The organism is Antarcticibacterium arcticum (assembly GCF_007993795.1).
In the GTDB taxonomy this organism is placed as follows: Bacteria; Bacteroidota; Bacteroidia; order Flavobacteriales; family Flavobacteriaceae; genus Gillisia; species Gillisia arctica.
The window spans coordinates 967,172-987,568 of sequence record NZ_CP042476.1; the positions used below are offsets into that span (position 1 = coordinate 967,172).

Here is a 20,397-nt window from a genome sequence, read left to right on the forward strand (position 1 = left end):
TTTATGTAGATAAAATATCTGAAATTCTTAAAAGGTCTTTATTGAAATCGGGTTTGGATTTTAGTGCCTTTTCAAGGCTACAGGATTCAATCCTGTTATTTACAAACCCTACCATAAGGGCAGTTTGCCCATCCAGTAGCAATTCAACAGCCCTCACGCACAAACGGCTGGCAAGTACCCTGTCAAAACACGAAGGATTTCCTCCTCTTTGAATATGGCCAAGAACCGTTACCCTTGCATCATAGTCCTTCAGGTTATTGGTCACATATTCGGCCAGTTCAAAAACGTTCTTTCCAATTTTGTCCCCTTCAGAAACAACCACTATACTGGAAGTTTTTCCTGAACGGCGGCTTTTTTGGAGGGACTCGAGTAAACGGTCAAGTCCCAGGTCTTCTTCAGGAATCAGGATCTCTTCAGCCCCGGCGCCTATCCCGCTGTTAAGGGCAATAAAACCGGCATCCCTTCCCATTACCTCCACAAAGAATAACCTGTTGTGGGAACTCGCAGTATCTCTTATCTTATCTATTGCTTCTACTACGGTATTTAACGCCGTGTCATAACCTATTGTGAAATTGGTTCCATAAATATCATTATCTATGGTTCCCGGTACCCCTATAACAGGAATACCATGCTCCTCCCAAAATACCTTTCCACCCCTAAAAGTGCCGTCGCCGCCAATAAGGACCATGGCATCAACCTTTGCCTTCCTTAAATTATCGGCTGCCTTTTGCCTGCCTTCAGGAGTAAGGAATTCCTTTGATCTTGCCGATTTTAAAATGGTTCCTCCTCTAGAAATAATATTCCTTACGCTGCGGGCATTCATTTCCTCATAATCTCCATCAATCATTCCCTGGAAGCCGCGGTAGAAACCAACACATTCTGTATTATAATACGCACAGGCGCGTACCACTGCCCTAATGGCAGCGTTCATACCCGGGGAATCCCCGCCGGATGTCATTACTCCAATTCGATTTATTCCTTTTGCCATTTAAAAAATTTATGATTCAAAATTACGAAGTATAATATTATAAGGAGGGATATCCGTTTAATTTAACCGAAATTTAAAGAAGCTGCTTTTATTTAATTTCAGGAAAAACTATATAATCGGGGGCCAGAGATTTGGCCGATTGCTCTTCGATTTCCTCCTCCTCGGTTTTAAGATATTCACGATTCATGATCTTGCGTATCAACTCCTTAAAAGTATCAAAATCTACAGAATACGAGATCCCAATTCCCTGGGTAAATCCTATCTCTTCTCCAATAAACTGAATGTTGTTTTCACGGTTAAAGACTTTTGCACGTAAAGAGCCATCCTCATTTAGCAGGAATTGGATCTCTACATCTCCCACAATTACAGATTCTGTAACCCCGCCTACAGGAACCCCTACTGCCCCATTTATAAGAATACGGTTGCTTATCTGGGTGCTAAGCGTTAACCCGAACCTGTCTACCGTTTGCTGGTCTGGCGTACGTTCTCCCTGTACATAATTTACCCCTACCTGGAACTTCCCATCCTCATCGGCAAAAATATCGTTTACAAGGCTGGAGGCCCTTTCCACAAGGGTACCAGACCAGGCATTTTGCCCTATGGCAAAATCTGTATAGAAGGATCCCTGGGTTACAAGGAAAAGCGCGTGCAATTCCCGGGTGGCACGATCTACCATCCTGTATTCAAGCTCAGAGCGTACTGCGCTGCTGGCGTTTGGAAATTGTACGTCAAAGGTAATATCCGGTTGTGCAATCTGGCCCTGGAGCAGGATCACTACCTCTACAGGGATCTTTCGGTTAATAGATGGATTTTCCAGTAATATGGCCGGGTTGGCATCAATTTCATAGATGGCGCTTACATCCAGTTCGGCTTGAACAGGGCTTCCATTCCAGTTTATACTTCCACCAGATTGTACTTTAAAAACCTTTTGAACAAGACCTGCATATTTAAAATTATATACCCCTTCGTATACCACGAAATCTCCCCACATATTGAATTTTCCATTGGTATTGATCTCTATAAGCATATTCCCTGCTCCCCTTCCTCTTAAGGAACTCCCGCTGGTTTGGTCTACCACTACTTCAACTTCAGCAGCGTTTGTTATATCAAGATCAAAATTAAGCTCCAGCCCTTTCACCTCCGGTATTTCCAATTCTATCCCTGCAAGCCTGGATGCTTTTTCCTCCGGACTTAAAAAATGGATATAGGAATTATCCCCCACAGATTCGGCATCACTTAAAGGGATCCTGAAAATGGTTCCCCGTTCTGTAGCTGCCGTAACATTTATGACAAGTTCATCTGTTGGGCCTTTTATTGTAGCTTCACCATCAATAAATGCGGTACCGTAATAAAGGGCGTCAATTTCGGCCTGGGTATCCAGCACCAGCATACGGTCTCCGTTAACTTCCAGGTCCAGGAACCATTCCTTGAAATTCCTGTGAGAAATTGTGCCGTCAAGATTCCCCGTAGTCCTGTATTTTATATCCAGCAATTCCACATCATTAAACACGAATTGCTGCTGGGTGAGATCTACCGTGGCAATATTATTAAGGTTATAATCTATATTTAAATAAGGGATCCTGAAACCGGCGTCTTCCAGCTCTATCATTCCCGTAATGTCTGGATTTTTATAACTTCCGGTAACCATAGCGTCTCCTGAAGCATACCCCCGTATATTATCAATTACGTCCCCTCCCAATGGACTAAAAGCGGCCATATTAACATTGCGTAAGGCAACCTCCAGATCTATTGTGGGATCTTTACCTGCAGCATTTATTTGTCCTAACGCACTTATAGATTCAAAGCCCTTCCTGCTTAATCTGGCATCTACATTATAAAAAGTAAGGTCTTCATTTCCATCCACTGCAATATCCAGCCTGCCCATAGGAATATCGTTTATCTCAAGGTCTTCCACTTCCAGCTCGGTATTAGGAAAAAAGGCCCCATCCTCCTGCAGTAAATGTAAGCGCCCGTTAAGTATTCCTGCTATGCTAAGGCTGTCAAGATCTGGGGTGATCTTTCCAATATCTACATCTTCAAATTCAATTTTGAAATCTTTATAAGTAGAATCCCTCATTGCCCCATTAAGGCGAATATTTTCTCCCATATGGGTTAGCTCCAATGAGTCTATCACCAGGTCCCTAAAATTATTTGAGAATACTATTTTATTACTTCTGTTACTGTTCTCATTTAAAAACCATACGTTCTCTTTGAATTTAATGTCTGATCGCTGAATCCCGATTACAGATTTATTATCAGCATTAATAGTGTGAAATAAATTGAGATTGAAAACATCATTGTTCTGTTTTCCTCCCTGCATTTCAGATCTTATAAAAAGCGTATCCCGCAGCGTAACATTAATTAAACTGAATTCAGAAAAATTATAGATGCCGGTGGAAACACTATCGGCTTCCACAAAGGTATTATACAAAGGGTTGGTGTTATCTACCTGGATATTCAGGTCCTGCAGCATATTCCCGAAAGCTTCAATTTTGGGGGAGCGAAAGGTAAGCCGGAATTCAGATTCATCAGACTCTACCCTACCTCTTATAAAGGTATTTGGTGCGAGCTTTATTTCAGGATAAAATACATCTACGATCTTATTATAAATATCAAAATCGAATTCCATGTATTGATTGGTTGTAATAACATTCGGGCGATAGTTTGTATAGATACTTCCTATGGAATTTTCAATTAATGCCCCTACCTCTGAAATTTTGAAATTCCCGGTAACCTGCCCGTTAATAACATCTGGTGAGTTTACTGCAATAGTGCGTATTCCCTGTGCATCAAAGGAGGAAGTAACACTAAGGTCATCGAAGTAATAAAGGTCATTCTGGTTTTGATAAGTGGTGTTTGCAAGCAGGATCGTTCCGTAGACATTATCCAAATTATTCCCCTGCATATTCATTATAATATCCCCTTTTAGGACAGATATGGTGTCACGGGAAATAAAATTAAGTTCCCGCAGGTTTGCATAACCAATAGAAGCTTCAAAATCATATATATTTTCGGCCTTTGAAATATCTACAAGTCCGTTGAATTCCATTTGCAGGTTCTGGTCCTGGGAAACGAGATTTCCATTAAAAACAGAATTTCTTACCGTTCCCATTACAAGGATATTGGAATATTGGTAATTGTTGTAATTAAGCCTTGAGATCCTGCCACGAATTTGGGTATTCAAACTTTCAGGAGTAAAACCTTTCCCGTCTATAAAAAGATTAAAGGTGGTTTTACCAAGGTCTTTTTGGCCCAGCAAGCGGCCCAGATTAAAATTATTGACCTGCAGGTCCCCTCTATAAGTGGTGGCAGCAGAATTGGTGAAATTATTCAGAATTATATCGGCTTTGGCAGTTCCCAGCAAGGTGCTTACAAAAACATTTGCATCCAGGGAATTTTTGGTAAGGGTAGCCAAACCGTTTAGTTGTAAATTACCAAAGTCCCGAAGAGTTTCAGGCAGGGTTGTTCCTAATACCGAAGGGAGGAGATTTACAAGGTCATAATAGTTTGTGGAAAAACGTTCAAAATCTCCGGTCATTTTAAACTTTTCCATATCGGCAGAAAAAAGGCCTTCCAGTCTTACTTTCCCATCTATGAAGCTGCGGTCCATTCCTGCAAGCTCCAGATCCTTGAGCACAAAATCATTTAATGTTCCTTCTATATCACTGCTGATAATAAGGTTTTCATTCTCGCCAAAGGGCTCATAAAAAAGCCGGAGATCATTGGTAGAGAATTTGGATTCCTTAAAATTCCCAACGATTTGGACTTCATTGGTGAAATTGGAAAAACTCTCGTAATCCAGAGCAAGGTTGGCATCCAGATAGGAATCGGGGGTTTCCAGGATAAGGTCTTTAAAGACCATTTGGGTGGGGCTATAGGAGAATTGCGTGCTCATATGCACTACTTCAATTCCGGAAGCTTCCCTCGCTTTCAGGGAATTAATAGAAACCGTAAAATCACTATCTACCACCTTAAGATCTTCCGCCTGCAGGTTCAAATCCTTAAACTCCAGGATCACCGGAACTTCCAGGTTTTCATCTATAAAGGTATAATACCCGTCCTTAACGTAAATATCCTGTATAAACAATTCAAAAGGTTTGGGTTCTCCTGTGGGTTCCTTGCGTAATTTGGCAAGAATGATACTAAGGTTATCTGTTTCTTCCCCCTTATAGCGTATCATTTTTATTTTTAAACCATCTGCAGTGGTATTCCCTAAATTGGGAGTATTGTTTATTAAATTCCGGAGGCTAAGAAGGGAAGTATTTAATTCCCGGGCATATAATAATGTATCCTGGTGATGGTCTTCAACATATACCCGGTTGAGTTTTACTTTTCCAAAATAAGAAAAACTTACCCTCCCCACAGATAGGTTAACATCAGACCGTTCCCTGATAGAATTCGTCAATTTTTTCGCCACAGTAGTCTGTACGGCAGGTATGGAGAAAATGATCAATAAAAACACGAAAACCAAAAGCAGCGCAACGACTGTCCTGATTAGTATTTTCCAGAATTTTTTGATACGCTTTTATGTTATAACTTTGTACACATTAGAAACATTTATTATGCCCCTTTTCAATTAATGACTTCCCAAAACATCTATATCCTTGCCATAGAATCTTCCTGCGATGATACTGCAGCAGCAGTCCTTTGCAACGATAAATTACTTTCCAATATTGTAGCCACCCAGGAGGTTCATACCAAATATGGCGGTGTGGTCCCCGAGCTTGCTTCCCGTGCCCACCAGCAAAATATTGTACCGGTGATACATCAGGCCCTTGCTCAAGCAAATATCGACAAAAAAGATGTATCTGCAATTGCTTTTACCAAAGGTCCCGGACTTATGGGTTCTTTACTGGTAGGTACTTCGTTTGCAAAGTCCCTTTCCATGGGGTTAAATATTCCTCTTATTGAGGTAAACCATATGCAGGCGCATATCCTGGCCCACTTTATAGACGAGGAAAATTTCTCGAAACCCAGCTTCCCTTTCCTGGCAATGACCATAAGTGGAGGGCATACGCAAATAGTAAAAGTTTCCAATTATTTTGAAATGGAAGTAATTGGCCAGACCATAGATGATGCGGTGGGAGAAGCATTTGATAAGAGTGCAAAGATCCTAGGATTTCCCTATCCGGGAGGGCCTTTGATAGATAAATATTCAAAAACAGGGAATCCAAAAGCATTCAAATTTACCAAACCAAAAGTAGGTGGGCTTGACTTCAGCTTTAGCGGTTTAAAGACCGGGGTGTTATATTTTATTCAGAAAGAAGTAAAAAATAATCCTAATTTTATTGAGGAGAACCGTGATGATATTTGTGCATCCATTCAATATACCATTGTGGAGATCCTGATGGATAAACTTAAAAAAGCGGTAAAACAAACCGGCATAAACCAAATTGCCATTGGTGGCGGGGTTTCCGCTAACAGCGGAATAAGAAAAGCCCTGTATGACGCCGAAAAAAAATACGGCTGGAAAACCTATGTTCCAAAATTTGAATATACAACAGATAATGCCGCGATGATTGGAATTGTGGGCTATTACAAATACATACAGGGAGAGTTTACAGATCTTTCAGTCACCGCACAGCCGCGTTATAAAATCTAACTATGCAATTATTCTATCATCCTGAAATTTCTGAAACCGATAGCCAGATCATTTTTCCAAAGGAAGAAAGCCGGCATATTGTAAAAGTTCTTAGGAAAAATGAGGGAGACCTGCTGAATGTTACCAATGGGAAAGGATATTTATTTATTACGGAGATCATAAGTTCTTCCTCCCAACAATGTATTGCGAAAATTTCAAGCGTTGAAGTGCAGGACAAACCGCCGTATTATGTACATCTGGCTGTGGCACCTACCAAAATGAACGACAGGTATGAATGGTTCCTTGAAAAGGCCACAGAGATTGGAGTGCATGAGATCACCCCGGTAATATGCAGCAACAGCGAGCGAAAAGTGGTTAAAAACGAACGCTTTGAAAGGGTTCTGCAAAGCGCCATGAAACAAGCCCTGCATTTTAGAATTCCACAACTCAATGAGGCAATTTCATTTTCTGAATTTGTTTCTTCCACTTTTACAGGTAAAAAATACATCGCCCACTGCGAGGATGATAAACCCCGTAGGTCCCTGAAAAAGGAATTAAAACCCAATGAAACTTCCATTATTCTAATAGGGCCGGAGGGGGACTTTAGCCCGGATGAAATTGAACTCGCCCTGTCACACGGCTGGATCCCGGTGACTTTGGGTAAAAGCCGCCTTCGTACAGAAACTGCAGCAGTGGTAGCCTCCCACACAGCTTCACTGGCAAATGAAGAGTAGCTTTAGGTACCCGCTACCGTTATAACATTTATTTATAATACCCGTTAAAATTCCCCTTGAAATATTTCCTATCTTTCCACTGTTTAAAAAGGTTTGCGAACATATTTCAATGAAAAAAATGTTAGTTTTTTTACTGTTAATAACCGGAGGCTGTTTTACAAGCGTAGCCCAGGAAATAGCGGTGCTCAAATATCAGGGAGGTGGTGACTGGTATTCCAACCCTACCTCGTTACCAAATCTTATAAAATTTTGCAATGAAAATCTTACCACTGCCATAAAACCAAAACCCCAAACCGTAACTCCCGGAAGCACAGATATTTATCAATTTCCCTTTGTACATATGACCGGGCACGGGAATGTGTTTTTTAGCGGCGATGAAGCGGCCAACCTTAGAGCTTATCTCTTAAGCGGCGGCTTTCTTCATATTGATGATAATTACGGAATGAATGAGTACGTAAGAAAAGAAATTAAAAAGTTATTTCCAGACAGGGAATTAAAGGAACTACCTGCCTCCCACCCTATTTTTAATAATGCATTTTCATTTCCCAATGGCCTGCCTAAGATCCATGAACATGATGGGCTGCCGCCGCAAGCCTTTGGAATCTTTGAAAATGATCGGCTTTTGTTGCTGTTTACCTATGAAAGTGACCTTGGAAATGGTTGGGAAGACCCTGCGGTACACAATGATCCACCCGAGGTAAGGCTCAAAGCCCTGCAAATGGGGGCAAATATTATTAAATACGCTTTTGAGAATTGAGTACCCAACTATCCCATAAAGAACATGGCACGCCCGTGCAACGTTTTCCTATAATCCTGCTTGCAGATAATTTGATGGGAGATGCTAACATTGGCAGCCTTTTCAGGCTTGCCGATGCGTTTAATATTGAAAAGATCGTCTTTTGCGGGTCCCCGGTGAACCTAAACAGCAACAGGTTAAAGAGGACCGCAAGGGCCACAGTTGATAATGTGAGCAATGAATTTTGGGAAGATCCTGAAGAAGCCCTTGCCAACTATATAGAACTGGGTTACACACCAATTGCCCTGGAGATCACTGAAGACAGTAAACCCCTTGATAAGGTTCACTTTAAGAATGAAAAAAAGATAGTTCTGGTGGTAGGTAATGAGAGACATGGAATAGCACCTGCTTTACTGGAAAAAATACCATTAAAAGTACATATAACCATGTTTGGCCGTAACAGTAGCATGAATGTTTCACAAGCCGCAGGTATTGCTTTTTATGAAATTTCAAAAACCCTTCCTTCCTTAGCGGAGAAATAATATCTTTACAAGGTGAATGCAAAATCTTTTTCTTACGGGATCTTACGGGCAATAGGTATTTTGCTGGGGATATTTCTCCTACTTTATTTTCTTTACCAAATTCAATCTGTGCTCGTGTACATAGCTGTGGCGGGAGTAATTTCGCTCATAGGCCGGCCGGTGGTTATATTTTTAAGGTCGCGCTTTAAATTACCAAATCAACTGGCAGTTATTATTGTTCTGTTAATGGTTTTATCTGTATTCATTGGAATCATCCTGGTATTTGTGCCTATTGTTATTGAGCAAAGCTATCACCTTGGAAGGATAGATATTGAAGCATTCAAGGAGGATATATATATAATGAATGACCAGATAAACGCGTATCTGGGAGTTGAGAATATAAACCTTCTGGAAAGCCTGCAACAAAGCGAAATAGCAAAAAACCTTGATATCAATATTATTCCTAAATTCCTGAACAGTGTATTCGGGATCCTGGGCGCCACGCTTATTGCGGTATTTTCAATTTTGTTTATTTCCTTTTTCCTGCTTAAGGACAGTAAGTTGATGCTCAACAGTATCCTGGTATTTGCCAATAAAGGGGAAGAAGATAAATTTCAAAGGGTATTTAACAAGATCAAGATCCTTTTATCAAGGTATTTTGTGGGGTTAACAATGCAGGTTACCGTTCTGTTCATTTTGTACCTCCTGCTGCTTAGTATTTTTGAGATCAATAACCCGGTGGCCATCGCTTTTATATGTGCCATTTTAAACCTTGTTCCTTATCTGGGGCCAATATTTGCGGGGATCTTAATGATGCTTTTCGTGATCTCCAGCAACCTTGGGGCAGATTTTCAATTGATCATACTTCCAAAGCTTATTTACGTTATGCTTGGATATTCCATTGCCCAGTTAATAGACAATCTTATAAGTCAGCCACTCATCTTTGGTGCCAGTGTGCGCTCCCATCCCCTTGAGATATTCCTCGTGATCCTTATTGCAGGGTTGTTATTCGGGATATTGGGAATGGTGGTGGCGGTACCTTTTTACACAGCCTTAAAAGTTATAGCTAAGGAATCGTTAAGCGAATACAAGATCGTAAAGAGGCTTACCAGGGACCTTTAAAACCACCAAGCTTTGAACAAGGCGCTTTTACTTCCGGAAGTTCAGGAATTCATTAGAAAGAATTTAAAAATAGATCTTTCAAAGCTAATTCTTAAAGGAAGCCCTTTTCCCCACGTTTCTGTACAGGAGATAGCCGCCCAAATAAATGGTATGCGCAGGGCAGAAAAAAAGCTCCCCACCTGGTTTAATGCTGAAGGAATTATTTTCCCACCCAATATCAACCTGGAACAAACTTCTTCAGAAATTACGGCTAAGTATAAGGCTTCCCTTGTTTCGGGGAAAGAGATGACAGATCTAACCGGCGGATTTGGAATTGATAGTTTCTTTTTTGCTGAAAGATTTGAGAAGCTAACTCACTGCGAACTCGACCCGGAACTTTCAAAAATAGCCTCCCATAATTTCAAAGTCCTTGGAAGAAATAACATACACACCTTTGCAGGAGACGGAATAGCTTTTCTGAAAGATTCACCCCAAAAAATTGATCTTATCTACCTCGATCCCGCGCGGAGGGATGATTATGGCGGAAAGGTTTTTCTATTGGAACAATGCACTCCCGATGTTCCCGGAAATATGGAATTGTTATTTGACCGTTCAAATAAGCTGCTTATTAAGACTTCCCCTCTGCTTGACCTGAAGGCTGGAATCCTGGAACTTAAAAATGTCGCTGAAATTCATATAGTTGCGGTGAATAATGAAGTTAAGGAGCTTCTCTGGCTTCTTGAAAAAGATTTTGCTGAAAAAGAAATTCGTATTAAAACAGTGAATTTCCTGAAAAAGAACGTTCAGGAGTTTGAGGCGGTATATGCCGGAAATTTGGAAGATGCACCTTTAAGTCTTCCCGGAAAATATCTTTTTGAACCCAATCCCGCGGTGATGAAAAGCGGACTGTTTGCCGAAGTTGCCTCTCAAACCGGCACAACTAAACTTCATTCAAATTCCCATTTATTCACAAGTGACGAAATTCAGCATTTTCCCGGCCGAAGTTTTAAAGTTCTTGAAATACTCCCCTATTTAAAAAAAATATTGAAAAAACACCCCGCCTTTAAAAAGGCAAATATCACAACCCGTAACTTTCCCAAAACTGTAGAGGATTTGAGGAAAGAATTAAAGATTGAAGATGGCGGCGATTCTTACCTGTTCTTTACCACCAATTTAAATAACGACAAGATCATGCTGGTATGTGAGAAGATATAAAGTATTACATTTATAAGTACGTTAGCTGCGAGCAGAAAATGAAAAAATGAATTTTAACCCTTTCCCAGAATTAAAATCAGAAAGACTTTTTCTGAGAAATATTTATGAATCAGATAGTGATGCTATTCTTTACCTGCGCTCTGATAAAACTATCAATAAATATATTGAAAGACCTGAACATAGAAAGACTAAGAATAAATCTGATGCTATAAAATTTATAAAAGAATTAAATGAAAATATCACAAATAATAAATCAATAGCTTGGGGAATTACACTTAAGAATGATCTTCAAATTATAGGAACAATTTGTTTGTGGAATTTTTCTCAGAATAATAAGATTGCTGAAGTTGGATATGATTTAAAACCGGAATTTCAAAAATTAGGAATTATGAGTGAAGCTCTAAAACTGATTATTGATTTTGGATTTAATGAATTAAAACTTGAGAAAATAGAAGCATATACTCATAATGAAAATAAAAGCTCTAAAAGACTATTGAAAAAGAATAAATTTCACCTTCTAAAGGCTAAAAAAGATTTAGATAATGACTCTAATGTTATTTTTGAACTTGAAAATTCCATCAGCTAACAACATATAAAAACAATGCTAACTTAGTGCTAATTCGAAAAACTGTGCTCGCTTGCTCAGCGGATTGTTCTGCGGACAATCAAACTCGCCATCTCGCACTGTTTTTATACAGGACGTTGGCAACAAACACTAAAAACTAAATTCTATGAGCATATTAATTATTCCATTCGCAATTTTAACGGCAGTCCTATGGATATGGGCATTTGTTGATATCATAAGGTCGAGATTTGAAAATTCTGCAATCAAAGGCTTGTGGATACTCTTAATTTTTATATTTCCCGTTTTAGGGTCTTTAATTTACTTCCAGTTCGGAAAGAAATATATTGAGAAGCAAAGAAAATTTAACCCTGATTTTAATAGAACCTCGTAAAAAGTAGTGGAATCTGATTCATTCCCAGGTTAAATGTAAACAGCAATCGTAGGACCCTGGCGTATTTAAAAAGCACAGGCAAAATATTAAAAATGAGTAAAATAATATTTGACAGTGGAATCTCTCTTGACGGATTTTTTGCAGGAGACAATAGAAGCCCCAAAAATTCTATGGGTGGGGTTTCAGGAAAAATTCATGGGTGGATGTTTAACCAAAAAGCTTTCTGGGAATATCTGGGAATAGAAGAAGGAAATGAAGATAGTGCAGACGGGAAATTGATAAGAGAGACTATTGGACGAACCGGGGCTTTCATTATGGGAAAACGTATGTTTGAGGAAGGCGAAGTCAGTTGGCCAAATGACCTTTATAAAGCAAACGTGTATGTTTTAACGCACGAAAAGCGTGAACCATGGGTTCAGGAAGGCTCCACCACCTTTTATTTTATTAATGACGGAATAGAAAGTGCACTTGAGAAAGCAATACAATCTGCCAAAGGAAAAGACGTAAGAATTCAGGGCGGAGCAAATACCATTCAACAATTTCTCAACGCAGGGCTTGTTGATGAATTTTTAATTCACATAGCACCGGTTTTCCTGGGAAGTGGAATTCGATTATTTGACGGGATTAACAAAGATAAGTACGCCCTTAAGATCGAAGAGGTAATTCCATCGAATTTTATTACTCATATAAGATATAAACTAATTAAAAAATAGAAAACCGGGAAATTCCATAGACTCCCCTTCTTCTTGAAATCCTCGCGGATTTTCAGTTTGGTGTGTATTTGCTAAGTAATGTGCTAACCCATTTATGGAAAGCAATATGAGCTTTTGGTTAAAAATTGTTATAGATGTTCAACAATATAATAAGATTCCCCTATGAAGTACCCGAAAATAATATCTCTTATATTCTTAATGCTAATGGCAGCCTGCGACAGGGAAGATGAGAGCTCGAATATTTCTCCGGTTGACTCCGTTATCCTTATTAGTGCCATAGAAACATCTGCTCCAAAGGAAATAATATTGAATTGTAGGACAAAAAAAGAATATCAATGCTATAACTACAAAATCGTAACGAGTAAACGTACAGGCCAGAAGTCTGTAGAGATAAATTTTGAATCAATCAAAGGTGAAAGATTATGTGCTACCGCATTGGGACCTGCAACTGCTATGATCAATTTAGGAGAATTTGCCATTGGGGAATATAGTTTAAGCTTGAACGTTATGGAATCCCAAAATGAGGGAAGGCTTATCATAACCCCAACCGAAATAAAATTTGAATTTGATAATCAAAATGGTATTGAGATCTTAACTCCCATTGTCCAAAGATAATTCTAAAGCCACATGACAAATGAGAGTTTGTCGTGCTAAAAGATTCAAATCTCTTCCAGGTTACCTGAAATCCCTGAAAACCTGAGGTTTTCTGCTTTCTCCGGGATAAACAAGGCTCTCTATTTCACCGTGGCTTACCAATTCAATTTCCGGGGATACCTGCAACCTTGATTTAAACTGCTCCCTTAAAACCTTAATTTCTTCCAATGCCACCGTGTCCGGTATTTTTACCGTAACGCTGTCCAATCCCAATTCACCCCTGCGAGCTTCTATCACGAAACTATCCACTGTCTTTATGCCGTTGAGAACTTCCACTATACTTTGTGGATAAAGGCTGGTACCCTTTAACTTGATCATTTGCTTTCGGCGGCCTATTACCGGGCTTAGGCGCAAGGTATTTCTGCCACATTCACAGGGTTCCTCTGTATAAGTAAGCATATCTCCGGTTGCGAACCTAAGCAAAGGCATGGTTTCCATTTGCAGGGTGGTAATTACCAGCTCCCCTATTTCGCCTGGCACAACGTGCTTTCCTTCCTGGTCCAGGATCTCGGCAAAGATCAATTCCGGCTGGGCGTGATTTCCCTTGTGAATTTCACACTCAGTAAAAGCGGTAGCCATTTCGGTAGAGGCATAGGTGGAATAAATTTCAATATCCCATAATTCCTTAAGCCGCTTTCCCAAACTGTTAAGTTCAAATTCAATATTGCGTACCGGCTCCCCAATGCAAATGGCAGCTTTTACTGATGAGTTTTTATAGTCTATTGAATTGGCCTCGGCATACTCCACCATTTTAAGCAGAAAGGAAGGAACTGCAACAAGATATTTAGGTTTAAACCTTTCTATAGAATCCCACTGCAGTTGAGGCAATCCGCTGCCGGTACGCACAATTCCGGCCCCAAGTTTCCTTAAACCTAAAAAATAAGCCAGGCCTGCCATAAACCTGCGGTCCAGCGTAGTAGTAATTTGCACCACATCTTCTTTCTTAACTCCGGCGAGTTTAAAAGATTCAAGTTCGTTGTTGGTGAGGCGGTCAAGATCGGCATTATTTAGGGCAAGGCTAACCGGCTTTCCCAGGGTTCCCGAGGTGGTCACATGGTCTATGATCTCTTCCGAAGGAACACATATAAAATCTTCATTAAACTCCTGCAGGTCTTCTTTGGTGGTTACAGGCAGGAGACTAAAATCATTATAGGACAGGATGGCATTTATATCAATATTATCTCTTTTAAACAGCTTCTTATAAAAGGGAGAATGCAACTGTAAATACACGAGTTGTTTTTTAAGCTGCAGCCACTGCAATTCTTTTATTTGGGATAATGGTTCTTTATGGGAATTGGCCATGATTTTTATATTTTCCGGTAGCTTTTTTTGATCATTTTCTCTAACCGTTCCTCATCCGGTAAAGTGGTAACCTCCCGGTTGAGGGCTTGTTTAAAGTGAATTACTGCTTTTTTATAGTCTTTTTGTTTATAATAGTACTCCCCTGCCAGTGCCCAGGATTTCCAGAAATGGGGATTCAGCTGAATTATTCGTACCACTGTATCTTCCTCAGGTAACTTGTTTCCCGCCATAGCGTTTTCTGCTTCCCGGCTTAAGGAACGAAATTCCATATAATCCCGGTATTGCTTGCTTAGAATAAAATCATCTGCCGGAATAGTTTCTGCTTCATTTAGAACCACCTTTCCTGAATTACCTGAGATAAAGCGGTCGAAAGCCTCATCCAAGTCATAAGCAACAAAAGCTCCCATTTGAAAGGGATTGGCAGAGATCCACAACTTGCGTTCTTCGGGTTTAAAAATAATCCCATGATGCGCGAGCAGCTGGTTGATGGCTTTCTCATTCCCCATGCCAAGAGAAACTCCTTCCAATCCTTCCCTGTTGCGTAGGATTTCGGCTGCTTTAAGAGGAGAAATTGCAGCTTCCTTCTCTATCAATTCTTCCATTTTTTGGAATCTGTAAGTAGTATGGCTTTCTTCCCGGGTCTTGAGATTTCGCCTGTCATTGCTATATTCCTCACTTTGAAAGTGATTGCTGCAAATTAGCCGGTTGGTATTTTCTACCTCATAAACCCCAAAATTATTGGGCGCCACTTCAATTAGAATTGCCTTTCGTTCAGCGGCACTTCCTATCATAATGGCTTCAGAAACAAAAACCTCTCTTTTTCGCGCAATTGCGATTGCTTCCCCCGTGGTCTCAGCATATTGCAATATTTCCCTTGCCACAAGCGCAATGGGGGTTTTGGCAACAAGTGGAATTTTTGATTTTCCGGCGTTAATAGTTACTGTGAGCCCTTTTTCATTCATTCCGCTCACCACGCCTATCATTCCGCCCCAGGTGTACATCATGAACTTATGGCCTTCCGCAGGATTAATAAAAGCAGCTATCTTTTCTTTTGCGAAATCATCTCCCGCATAAAAATCAAAATTTCTCCCCAGCAGTATTTGCCCGTCCCTGGTTTTGGAGTCCCAGGCTGCAAAAGAAGTACATCCTACCAGCATAAGGTCCTGAAGTGCATGGCCAATATCGTGCGCCCCGTGAAGATATAAGGCCCTTACGTAAGGTTGAGCAAAGGAATTGTATTCCGGCAAAGCAAATCGTGACACCCCGTAAATTTCAGCTTTATATTCTTCGGGTATGTGTAAATGCATTTTACGGTTAAAAACCTTTACAACCTTTCGAAGAAAATTCTGATAGCCTCCCTGTGGCACAAGGCTTTCAATTTTATCCATGATTGCCCGTTCCTGGATATGCATAAGCTCACGGGTTAGGCTTCCTGTAACGAGGCCACGCTCAAGCGCATCACCCTCAACGTACAGCTCCCAGATCCCGTATTGGTTTTTTGCCAGGGAATTATTTCCCAGGGTAAAAAGACTGTCATTATGTTTGGTGCGCAAGGTATCAATGCTGGAAATTCCGGTGAGATTTGGCCGATCCTCAAGAGACCTTTTAACCCCGCAGCCACTCAGGAGTAATACTGAACAAATTATGTATATAAGCGGCTGCTTCATGATTCCTTTCTTTCGTAAGTTTTATTCCACTTTTTGAAGGACTACTACTTCATTTTGCCTGTACAGGATCTCAAAGTTGAGATCAATGATCCAGCGGTAGGAATACCCGGGATCTAAAATAATAACTTTCTCTGCACTCCCGGCTATTAACCGGTTAAGATCGATTTCAGCTTCCTGCGGGGGAACTTCAGAAATAATTATTACGTTAAAGTAGGACTTTTCCCTGGGAACAAAATCCTGGAATTCCAGATGCGCGGTTGAGGAGGATAATGTATTCAATGCGATTTGCAGCTTTGCCCTGTCGTGTTCTACTCCAACGATCTTTATTCCCGGTCTCTTATACCGTAAATATACAGGTAGAAGTCCTTTTCCTGATGTGTAATGCAGCACAACATCCTTCATTTCCAGATATTCTGCCACCTTAAGGTAACGCTCTTTATCGCTTTCAAATTTTCTTCTTATCCCGGGAAAATCTTTTTTGTAGCGGTAATTATCATAAACCTCTTTGCGGTAATATAGTTTTTCATCACTGTTGGTAATGATTGTAGGATTGAGATAATTTTTAAAAGCGAATGGGGCTTTTCCTTTTAATTTCCTGTCAATAAAGAGTTTTTGAAAAATAAATCCCTGTATTATGAAGGTCACAAATAAAGCTGTGATAACTCCTATTATAGAAACTATTGAAATGGACCTTAGTGCGGGATGCTCTGCAAAGAACAACGCGCCAATACCCAGCAGGGTGGTAATAACAGAAAGTAAAATTGAAGTGCGGTACGTCTTAATTACCTTTACCCCGGTTTCATATTCACTAAGAAATGCATTGGTTATGAAAATACTGTAATCCAGCCCCAGGCCAAATATAAAAGTGGAGATTATAATATTTAGGATATTGAATTCTATATTGAGTATTGCCAGCAACCCCAGGGTTATTACCCAGGTAATTCCTATGGGCAGCAGGGTAAGAAGCGTTAACTCAAGAGAGCGATAAAATAAAAGTAAGATGAAACATACCGCAATGAGCGAATACCCTATTAGCTTATTAAATTCTCCCTTTAAATTCCCAAGGAAACCTTCATTTATTTCTTTGCGGTCAACCACAACCATATTTTGATCTTCGGCAAGGGAATTCAGGATTTTTTGTTTGTTCTCCGGTTTTAAATTTAAACCTGTAGTAACCGTGGCAAAGTTCTCTCCGGCTTTTATAAAATCGTCCAGATAAAGATTGGAAATATTCCTGTAATCATCGAGATAGATAGGTTCAAAATCCTTTGTAAGAAGCTCATAGAAAGAATTGAAACTTTCCGGTTTAAATCCAAACCCTTCAGACTCTGCCTTGAGATCTTCCTGCACGCCCTGTTTTTTCTCCGGGGTCCAGAACTCTTTCCACTGTTCAATTTTTGCGAGTTGGGTATTGGTAGAAAGTACCACGCCGCCAATACTGCTAAAAGAATTGATCTCCTCTTTCTGCTCAAGGGCGCTAAGCTCCCGGTATAAACTGTTATTGTTTTCAAGTGCTTCATCTACAGAATTTCCATAGGAGACCAGGTAGATAGATTTAGCTGCTTTCCCGGCTATTTTCTGTACATTTTGCTCTTTATCTTTAATTTCCCGGGGTTCAAAATTTATTGCTGAAAGATCTTTATTGAAACCTACTCCGGTAAAAAAGAACAGTCCCACAATAAAAATCACAAACATAATGGCTACTACAGGAGTCTTTTTATGAAGATCATACCCGGCAATCTGGTCTATTATGGTATTACTTCTTTCCTCCTTCACGGGTGCGCGGTAAAGGACCGGTATAAGGATAAGCGCCAAGAGGGATGCTACCACAACACTTATTGCCGCAAAAAGGCCCAGATCGTTTAAAGCTTCACTTTTAAGGAAAATAAGACATAGGAATGCAATAGCGGTAGTTGTGCTGCTCATGAGCACGGGAACCGTCACATCCCTGTAAAGCTTTTTAATATTGTTATTGTTCTTATAATGGGTAAGGATATGTAAGGAATAATCAATGCTAATCCCCAGCAGCACTGCTCCTATCCCCAGCGAAATTGCTGAAATAGTCCCCTTAAGCAGGAAGAGAACTGCAATGGCCGTGAGCCCTCCCAAAATACCGGGAAGAAATATAAGCAAGGGAACGTAAAATTTTCTGTAATAAAATATAAGGATGAGGAGCAAGATAACCCCGGCTATTCCAAGGGTAACTTTTATATCAGATTTTATTTGATTTGCATTGGCAACCGAATAAAGCACCCCTCCAAAAAAATCTCCTTTCACACCTTTATATTTCCGGTTGAGATCCTGTTGAACAGTTTCCAGTTCTTTTAGAAAAATGGTATTCCGGCTGGTTTCCGAAGCAGGGAACGAGGGCGAGATGAATAACAACACGTGCCGGTGATCTTTGGAGATCAAAAAATTATCATACAGTTCAAATTCATCTTCTACCTGTAATTCCTCCAGCTTTTTCAAGCCAAGAGAGGTTAATGAAAGTGGATCTTTAAAAAGATATTCTTTAGTTACAAGTCCGGTGGGAGAAATAAGGTTTTTATAATTCTCCTCCATCCTGGTTTGAATACTGTTTTTGTCCAGCCTGGTGGAAATTTCATTATAATCGGCCTCATTGAGAAAAAGGGGCAAATTTTGGTACACAAAATTATAGATCTCCCTTATTCCCTCTTCCGGGATTTTTCCCTGGATATCTGTAATATAATCCGGAAGCTGTTGGTGTACACTATCAAGAAACTCCTGCGCGTAGCGGGTGAGTTCATCGGGCTGTGGTTCCCCGTTCTGGGAAGAAATGGTAACAATGATCTTATCAGAAAATTCGGTATTGGCGAGAACTTTTTTCAGCACCTCCTGCTTTTCGCCTGCCGGGATCAAATTGGAAATATCCTCTTCCAACCGTATGGAGGAAGCCAGAAAAGCCATTACCCCAATAAAGATTGCCAGCCCTGTTAAAGCGAGAACTTTATGTTTAATTATTAATTGATGGAGTTTAACCATTTAAAGTTTTACAACCTGCTTTTGGTTTGCCACCGAAAATAAGAAATAAAACACAATCCAAAGAAGGAATGCGGTTATTCCTGCCAAAGCAAAACTACCCAAAAGATACTGGCCAAGCCCCTCAAGGACCTCTGCACCCGAGTCAAAATCGGAAAGGCTTAATTCCCACGAAAAACCATTTCCCGTTAATAAGGATCCTGCCTGGTAGCTGGCATATATAATCACGGGGATAAGTGGTGGGATACTTATATTGGAAAAGATAAAGGCAATTACCTTATTTAATTTAAGCACTGCAGCCAAGAGGAAGACAATAAGGGTGTGAAATCCCCAGAAAGGCGATATTCCCACGAATACTCCCAATGCAACGGCAGCTGCTTTTCTATGAGCGGGTTCGTCGCTTTTGAGAATATCTTCATTCCAGAACCTTTTAAATCCTTTATCCCTGAATTGCCGATACTTATCTCTTGGATGAATATAGAAAAAGCTCGCAAGCACAAACCACATATATAACATAACAATACGGGTAATGTCCCAGAATGGCCGGAAATGGGTCACCCTGTTCTCTTCATAAAATACCTTTATTGGAATGTTCCTTACATCTACACCACGCCAGGAAGCTTTTACAATGATCTCAATTTCGTATTCAAACTTATTGGTGTATAGTTTTATAGGATTTACGATGTGCAGGGGATACAGCCGGTAACCGCTTTGAGTATCTGTCAACTGCCTGCCGGTAACCACCAGGTACCAGAAATTTGAAAATTTATTACCCAGGCTGGATTTCCCAGGGATCCCATCCCGGCCCATGTTACGGTCTCCCACAAGAAGAATTTCCGGAGAATTTTCATCCCTGTTTTCCAGCTCGTTTAAAAATATGTCAAGATCATCGGGATAGTGCTGCCCGTCTGAATCTATCGTGATCGCATAATCATATCCCAGCTCCCCGGCCATTTTAAATCCATGGTCCAGGGCAGCTCCTTTACCCCTGTTTTGGGGAAAATGGTGAATATCCAGGTGCGAAAAATTTTTAAGGATCTCGAAGGTTTCATCTGTAGAACCATCATTTACCACCACTATGTTACTTGAATATAACTGAAGGTCCTGTAGAACGCTTGCCAGGCTTTTTTGGTTATTATAAGTAGGCACAAGGATGCAACAGTTCAGTTTTTCAAATCGCGATTGGTAAATGGGTGAATGGCTCAAACCTTTGAATTTTAATGCAAAAA

At 40.3% G+C, this 20,397-nt stretch carries 16 protein-coding genes; 10 read left to right on the forward strand and 6 right to left on the reverse strand.

The annotated features are described in order from the left end of the window. Position 1: 1 nt before the first annotated feature. Together pfkA and FK178_RS04265 are read right to left on the reverse strand one after the other, a co-directional pair. A complete protein-coding gene (pfkA, locus tag FK178_RS04260) occupies positions 2–988 on the reverse strand; it encodes a 6-phosphofructokinase (RefSeq protein ID WP_146831322.1) in 987 nt (328 codons plus the stop codon). 88 nt (positions 989–1,076) lie between these two features. Next, the gene (locus tag FK178_RS04265) at positions 1,077–5,450 is read right to left on the reverse strand and encodes a translocation/assembly module TamB domain-containing protein (RefSeq protein WP_449371685.1); all 4,374 of its coding nucleotides are present in this window, start codon (positions 5,448–5,450) and stop codon (positions 1,077–1,079) included. Positions 5,451–5,567: 117 nt separating this feature from the next. On the opposite strand from FK178_RS04265, the gene tsaD reads away from it, so the two are divergent. The 10 genes from tsaD (at position 5,568) to FK178_RS04315 (ending at position 13,160) form a co-directional block, all read left to right on the forward strand. After that, complete coding sequence (gene tsaD / locus FK178_RS04270) at positions 5,568–6,590, forward strand: tRNA (adenosine(37)-N6)-threonylcarbamoyltransferase complex transferase subunit TsaD (RefSeq protein ID WP_146831326.1); 1,023 nt, start codon at positions 5,568–5,570, stop codon at positions 6,588–6,590. A gap of 2 nt (positions 6,591–6,592) precedes the next feature. Beyond that, positions 6,593–7,303: a 16S rRNA (uracil(1498)-N(3))-methyltransferase gene (locus FK178_RS04275; protein ID WP_146831328.1), complete on the forward strand. Its 711-nt coding sequence runs from the start codon at positions 6,593–6,595 to the stop codon at positions 7,301–7,303. Positions 7,304–7,412: 109 nt separating this feature from the next. Then, positions 7,413–8,060 (forward strand): DUF4159 domain-containing protein, encoded by a 648-nt coding sequence (locus FK178_RS04280; RefSeq protein ID WP_146831330.1) that lies wholly within the window; start codon positions 7,413–7,415, stop codon positions 8,058–8,060. Beyond that, complete coding sequence (locus FK178_RS04285; RefSeq protein ID WP_146831332.1) at positions 8,057–8,581, forward strand: TrmH family RNA methyltransferase; 525 nt, start codon at positions 8,057–8,059, stop codon at positions 8,579–8,581. The genes FK178_RS04280 and FK178_RS04285 overlap by 4 nt, the downstream gene beginning before the upstream one ends. 12 nt (positions 8,582–8,593) lie before the next feature. Further along, a complete protein-coding gene (locus FK178_RS04290) occupies positions 8,594–9,682 on the forward strand; it encodes an AI-2E family transporter (RefSeq protein WP_146831334.1) in 1,089 nt (362 codons plus the stop codon). A 12-nt stretch (positions 9,683–9,694) separates the two neighbouring features. Further along, entirely contained in the window at positions 9,695–10,876 is a 1,182-nt protein-coding gene (locus FK178_RS04295) for a class I SAM-dependent methyltransferase (RefSeq protein WP_146831336.1), read from the forward strand. Positions 10,877–10,922: 46 nt separating this feature from the next. After that, a complete protein-coding gene (locus tag FK178_RS04300; protein ID WP_146831338.1) occupies positions 10,923–11,462 on the forward strand; it encodes a GNAT family N-acetyltransferase in 540 nt (179 codons plus the stop codon). Positions 11,463–11,607: 145 nt separating this feature from the next. Further along, positions 11,608–11,832: a PLDc N-terminal domain-containing protein gene (locus FK178_RS04305; protein WP_146831340.1), complete on the forward strand. Its 225-nt coding sequence runs from the start codon at positions 11,608–11,610 to the stop codon at positions 11,830–11,832. 92 nt (positions 11,833–11,924) lie between these two features. Then, a complete protein-coding gene (locus FK178_RS04310; RefSeq protein WP_146831342.1) occupies positions 11,925–12,545 on the forward strand; it encodes a dihydrofolate reductase family protein in 621 nt (206 codons plus the stop codon). 162 nt (positions 12,546–12,707) lie between these two features. Next, positions 12,708–13,160, forward strand: coding sequence for a hypothetical protein (locus FK178_RS04315; protein WP_146831344.1), 453 nt, complete (start codon positions 12,708–12,710; stop codon positions 13,158–13,160). 60 nt (positions 13,161–13,220) lie between these two features. On the opposite strand, the gene FK178_RS04320 is transcribed toward FK178_RS04315, so the two are convergent. From FK178_RS04320 to FK178_RS04335, 4 genes are read right to left on the reverse strand one after another with little or no spacing between them, the layout of a single operon-like run. Then, a complete protein-coding gene (locus tag FK178_RS04320) occupies positions 13,221–14,501 on the reverse strand; it encodes a phenylacetate--CoA ligase family protein (protein ID WP_146831346.1) in 1,281 nt (426 codons plus the stop codon). Positions 14,502–14,506: 5 nt separating this feature from the next. Then, positions 14,507–16,168: a C45 family autoproteolytic acyltransferase/hydolase gene (locus FK178_RS04325; protein WP_146831348.1), complete on the reverse strand. Its 1,662-nt coding sequence runs from the start codon at positions 16,166–16,168 to the stop codon at positions 14,507–14,509. Positions 16,169–16,189: 21 nt separating this feature from the next. After that, on the reverse strand, positions 16,190–19,171 hold the full coding sequence (locus tag FK178_RS04330) for an MMPL family transporter (RefSeq protein WP_146831350.1): 2,982 nt from the start codon (positions 19,169–19,171) through the stop codon (positions 16,190–16,192). Beyond that, a complete protein-coding gene (locus tag FK178_RS04335; protein WP_146831352.1) occupies positions 19,172–20,374 on the reverse strand; it encodes a DUF2062 domain-containing protein in 1,203 nt (400 codons plus the stop codon). Positions 20,375–20,397: the final 23 nt, after the last annotated feature.

Excerpts from the sequence above, each read along its gene's own strand:
- FK178_RS04315 (WP_146831344.1), top strand. The coding sequence starts at position 12,708 with ATGAAGTACCCGAAAATAATATCTCTTATATTCTTAATGCTAATGGCA.
- pfkA (WP_146831322.1), bottom strand. The coding sequence starts at position 988 with ATGGCAAAAGGAATAAATCGAATTGGAGTAATGACATCCGGCGGGGAT.
- FK178_RS04310 (WP_146831342.1), top strand. The coding sequence starts at position 11,925 with ATGAGTAAAATAATATTTGACAGTGGAATCTCTCTTGACGGATTTTTT.
- tsaD (WP_146831326.1), top strand. The coding sequence starts at position 5,568 with ATGACTTCCCAAAACATCTATATCCTTGCCATAGAATCTTCCTGCGAT.
- FK178_RS04325 (WP_146831348.1), bottom strand. The coding sequence starts at position 16,168 with ATGAAGCAGCCGCTTATATACATAATTTGTTCAGTATTACTCCTGAGT.
- FK178_RS04320 (WP_146831346.1), bottom strand. The coding sequence starts at position 14,501 with ATGGCCAATTCCCATAAAGAACCATTATCCCAAATAAAAGAATTGCAG.
- FK178_RS04305 (WP_146831340.1), top strand. The coding sequence starts at position 11,608 with ATGAGCATATTAATTATTCCATTCGCAATTTTAACGGCAGTCCTATGG.
- FK178_RS04300 (WP_146831338.1), top strand. The coding sequence starts at position 10,923 with ATGAATTTTAACCCTTTCCCAGAATTAAAATCAGAAAGACTTTTTCTG.
- FK178_RS04330 (WP_146831350.1), bottom strand. The coding sequence starts at position 19,171 with ATGGTTAAACTCCATCAATTAATAATTAAACATAAAGTTCTCGCTTTA.
- FK178_RS04275 (WP_146831328.1), top strand. The coding sequence starts at position 6,593 with ATGCAATTATTCTATCATCCTGAAATTTCTGAAACCGATAGCCAGATC.
- FK178_RS04280 (WP_146831330.1), top strand. The coding sequence starts at position 7,413 with ATGAAAAAAATGTTAGTTTTTTTACTGTTAATAACCGGAGGCTGTTTT.